Origin of the sequence: Hyalangium versicolor (assembly GCF_020103695.1) — a bacterium.
Classification (GTDB): domain Bacteria; phylum Myxococcota; class Myxococcia; order Myxococcales; family Myxococcaceae; genus Hyalangium; species Hyalangium versicolor.
This window is the reverse complement of record NZ_JAHXBF010000066.1, coordinates 1-3,565: the sequence shown is the minus strand read 5'-3', so window position 1 is coordinate 3,565 and position 3,565 is coordinate 1. Positions and strand designations below refer to the sequence as shown.

The 3,565-nt window shown below is 65.6% G+C and carries 7 protein-coding genes; 5 read left to right on the top strand and 2 right to left on the bottom strand.

Annotated features, from left to right (window positions below; genetic code table 11):
* Nucleotides 1-372: 372 nt before the first annotated feature.
* Nucleotides 373-702: a hypothetical protein gene (locus KY501_RS52660; protein ID WP_224373212.1), complete on the bottom strand. Its 330-nt coding sequence runs from the start codon at nucleotides 700-702 to the stop codon at nucleotides 373-375.
* A gap of 32 nt (nucleotides 703-734) precedes the next feature.
* Here KY501_RS52660 and KY501_RS52655 point away from each other — a divergent pair, with 32 nt between their 5' ends.
* From KY501_RS52655 to KY501_RS52635, 5 genes are read left to right on the top strand one after another with little or no spacing between them, the layout of a single operon-like run.
* Entirely contained in the window at nucleotides 735-1,016 is a 282-nt protein-coding gene (locus KY501_RS52655) for a hypothetical protein (protein ID WP_224373211.1), read from the top strand.
* A gap of 36 nt (nucleotides 1,017-1,052) precedes the next feature.
* Nucleotides 1,053-1,334: a hypothetical protein gene (locus KY501_RS52650; RefSeq protein WP_224373209.1), complete on the top strand. Its 282-nt coding sequence runs from the start codon at nucleotides 1,053-1,055 to the stop codon at nucleotides 1,332-1,334.
* A gap of 12 nt (nucleotides 1,335-1,346) precedes the next feature.
* Nucleotides 1,347-1,673: an HK97 family phage prohead protease gene (locus tag KY501_RS52645; RefSeq protein ID WP_224373207.1), complete on the top strand. Its 327-nt coding sequence runs from the start codon at nucleotides 1,347-1,349 to the stop codon at nucleotides 1,671-1,673.
* Nucleotides 1,615-1,887: a hypothetical protein gene (locus KY501_RS52640; RefSeq protein ID WP_224373206.1), complete on the top strand. Its 273-nt coding sequence runs from the start codon at nucleotides 1,615-1,617 to the stop codon at nucleotides 1,885-1,887. The genes KY501_RS52645 and KY501_RS52640 overlap by 59 nt, the downstream gene beginning before the upstream one ends.
* Nucleotides 1,884-2,969, top strand: a complete 1,086-nt coding sequence (locus tag KY501_RS52635; protein WP_224373204.1) for a phage major capsid protein — start codon at nucleotides 1,884-1,886, stop codon at nucleotides 2,967-2,969. Before KY501_RS52640 ends, KY501_RS52635 begins: the two co-directional genes overlap by 4 nt.
* Nucleotides 2,970-3,096: 127 nt before the next feature.
* On the opposite strand, the gene KY501_RS52630 is transcribed toward KY501_RS52635, so the two are convergent.
* Entirely contained in the window at nucleotides 3,097-3,336 is a 240-nt protein-coding gene (locus KY501_RS52630) for a hypothetical protein (protein WP_224373202.1), read from the bottom strand.
* Nucleotides 3,337-3,565: the final 229 nt, after the last annotated feature.

Sequence of the window (3,565 nt, the reverse complement as noted above, 5' to 3'; positions counted from 1 at the left end):
AGGCGTCGACGTCAGCCGCGAGCAGATGGCCGCCCTTCACCTTGAGCGCTCCAACTTCCATGGTGAGTGGAATTACACCCTCCGGCCAAACTGAAACTTTATTTCTGCGCGGCTCCTAAGCGAAGCGGATCTACTGGAGTACGGTAGAGGCGACAAGGGTAGACGTACAAGCAAGGCGTACATGGTCGCTGGGGTGTTCTCGACCCCCCCCCGCTCGGATTCCCTGTCACGGACGGACCTAGACCTTGCTCGGCGCGCACACACGCTCAAGAAATTTTGAGAAAAAACGCGCCGCGTTTTGTTGACGGCCCCCCCGAAAAACTTCGCGAAACGACGCCCTTACCGGAGGGTGGGTCCTCCACCGAGCTGCTGCTACGGGCCGAGCAAGCGCACTCCGCCATGCACCACGGTCCCGAGGTGACGCTGCCTGCCCCCAGCACCGCACCCGCCCGAGCACCGGCCGCCGTGCTCCTGGAGCCCTCTACAGGCCCGCCGTGCCGTTTCTCGCGTCTGGTGGCTCCACGGCCCGGCATACCGGCTGCGGCACGCGCTCGTCGTCGAAGTGAACACGGGCGGCGAGATGGTCGAGACGCTGATCAGTACGGTCGCCGCCGAGATGGGCGTGAGCATCAACGTGAAGCTCGTCAGGGCGACGAGCGCGAAGAGCAAGCGCGCCGCGCGAGCACCTGGCAGAGCAGACAACGAAGCCGCGTGCCGAGGTCTTCCTCGCCGCGATGCAGAAGCACATAGCGGCTCGCTTCGATGACGACGTGATCCGTTCCTACGACTCGCCCGTGCCCGCTGACCGCGAGCACCGGCTGCGGATGATGGGCACGTTTCCGAGCGCCTTCACCTTCGACGAGTGGCGAAGCGAAGCCGGGTTCAGGCCGCACCCCGAGCGTCAGGGGTTCGCTGAGCTGCTGCTCGGTCAGAAACCTAACGAGCCGCAGCAGTCACAGACCCCGGCCGCTGGCAGCTTGGGGGAAGCGAACGTCGACGCCGTTAGCGGTGACTGAACCACGCGAGAAATCCGCACCCATTTACCGGGTGCGATGCCCACACCGATCACACGCTCTCTTCAGCTCGCAGCCGTTCGCAAGGATGCGGTTGCGCTGACCGCTGTCGAAGCTGACGGCGGTCGACGTGTCTACACGTTCAAGGCGAGCGATGGGGACTTCGATCGCTACTGCGATCGGCTGAGCGTCAAAGGTTGGCGCGTCGATGCGTACAACGCGAACGGCGTCGTTCTCTTCAACCATGACGACGGCGCGCAGGCTGCACGCACGGGAGCCGAACCCGCGCTGCCTATCGGGAAGGGGCGCGTCTACGCCTAGAACAACGCGCTGATGATCGACGTCGAGTTCGACGACGACGACGACTTCGCGAAGCGCGTCGAGCGCAAGGTCGCAAAAGGCATCCTGAACGCTGTCTCCGTCCGCTACCTCATGCTGCCCGGGCACTATCGGCAGAACGAGCGGGGCGGCTTCGACTGTGACGCTCAAGAACTGCTCGAAGTCTCGATCGTCACGATCCCGGTGAACGCTCGCGCCTTGCGCGCGAAGTCTCTCGACGGCGAGGGGGACGACATCGTCGAGCGCATAGCGCAGCGGGTTGTTGAGCTGCTCGACGCGCGCCGACGCGAAGCCCCCCGAAGACGAGCACGACAAGCCTGACGCGGGCGACGCACAGGGCGCAAAGCTAAACACTGGCGAAGAGCCCGCCGCCCCTAACGAGAGCAAGCCCGAGACGGGCGAGCCGCCGCCTGCCGACGCGCCAAAGGCAGACGACGAGGAAGACGACAAGGCGAAGGGTCTCGACGCCGCCGAAGCCGCGCAGCGCTTCGTCGAGGCGTTCAAGCAATACATCCGAGGGAGTGACAAGAAATGATTCGCGAGCAGATCACGGAGATGGTGAAGGCGCTCGGCCCCGAGGTCGCGCGTGAGCTGATCGACGCTGCGGCCCGAAGCGCCCCCGGCCGCGTGGGTAAAGACCGGGCGACGCGAGAGGGGAGCGTCTACGCGAGCGTCGCGAACTTCGGCGCGTTCACGAAGAGCGTCATCGCCTTGGGTCGCCGCACGAGCGCGGCCGAGCTGATCGACGCCGCGAAGCTCTTCGGCAATGCCGACGTGCAGAAGGCGGTTCAGCTCAGCAAGTTCGACTCGGCGGGCGTGCTCGTGCCCATCCAACAGAGCGGCGAAGTGATCGAGTTCCTGCGGCCCGACGCGGCCCTGCTCAAGCTCTGCGTGCGAACCCAGCCGTTCAAGGGCGAGCTGCACATGGGCATGCAGACGGGGACTTCGGTCTTCAAGTGGGTCGGCGAGGGGGAGACCGTCCCGAAGAGCGCGCCGAAGTACGGGAAGATCGTGCTCAAGGCGCACAAGGGGATGGTGCTGACCGACATCAGCAACGACCTTCTGCGGACCCCTGGAATCGGCGACGCGGGAGTCGGCGAGGACATCCGCGCCACCGTGGCCGATGGGCTCGACGATGCGGGCTTCAACGGTGACGGCACAGGCGCCGCGCCGAAGGGGCTCTTCGCGCAGCTCGACGCCGCTCAGGTCTTCGCGAGCACGGGCACGACCGCCGACGCCTACCTCGCCGACATCGACAAGGCGATCGAGCTGCCGCTGACCGCGCACGTGCGGATGGGCACTGCGGCATGGGTGATCCACCCGACCCGCGCGACGGCGCTGATGCAGCTCAAGGACACGGGCATCTTCATCTTCCGTCAGGAGATGCTCGACAAGGGGACGATCCGCGGCTTCCCCTTCGTGATGACGACGCGCGTCCCCACGACGCGGATCACGTTCTCGGCCGACTGGCGGCAATACCTCTACGGGATCGACGAGGATCTGATCCTCTCCGAGCACAACACCCGCGCCGAGTACGACGAGACGACCATCCGCGCGATCGTGAAGGGCGACTTCAAGCTGCGCCAGCCAAAGGCGTTCAGTTCGATCACCTACTAACCCGACGGCGTGACACCGAGGCAGCCCGCAGAGTGCATGCGGAAGACCTGCCCCCCGCGCAAAGCTCACCGTCTTGGAAGGGAACCACGACAACGCCGCGCTACGGATGTTGTCGACGAACGCGCCATCAGTGGTCGTCGGGTTCTGGGAACGGTTCTCCGCCGATCTTGATTTCGAGCGGCTCGGCGTCGAGTGGGTGCCCGAGACTGCTCAGCCCCTCAAGCGAGGAAACCTGCGGCTGATGCACGGTCATCAGATCGCGAAGGTGCTCCCGAAGCACCATGCCGCGAAGGTCGCCGACGAGTGTGGAGCCCCCGGGCTTACGGTTGCCTTCGGGCACTCTCACAGGCCGCAGCATTTCGAGCATCCCTCCAGGAGGGCAACGCAGACGCCGACGCGCTCGGCTGCAGTCGCGCGCTCGAGCCCAAGTGGATGAAGGGAGCCGTGGGCGCTGGGAGAACGAACTCGGGATCGCTGTGTCCTTTCGGCAGGAGTGCGTGATGCCGCGATCCTCGGTGGGTAGACTGGGGTACGGCACGGCTTGCCGTTCTGAGCGAGAGGCCGTGGCAAAGCGGCGGGTTGCCCACCGCGCGCTG

Coding starts and splice junctions, on each gene's coding strand:
- KY501_RS52630 (WP_224373202.1), bottom strand. CDS start 3,336: ATGCTCGAAATGCTGCGGCCTGTGAGAGTGCCCGAAGGCAACCGTAAG.
- KY501_RS52645 (WP_224373207.1), top strand. CDS start 1,347: ATGATCGACGTCGAGTTCGACGACGACGACGACTTCGCGAAGCGCGTC.
- KY501_RS52635 (WP_224373204.1), top strand. CDS start 1,884: ATGATTCGCGAGCAGATCACGGAGATGGTGAAGGCGCTCGGCCCCGAG.
- KY501_RS52650 (WP_224373209.1), top strand. CDS start 1,053: ATGCCCACACCGATCACACGCTCTCTTCAGCTCGCAGCCGTTCGCAAG.
- KY501_RS52655 (WP_224373211.1), top strand. CDS start 735: ATGCAGAAGCACATAGCGGCTCGCTTCGATGACGACGTGATCCGTTCC.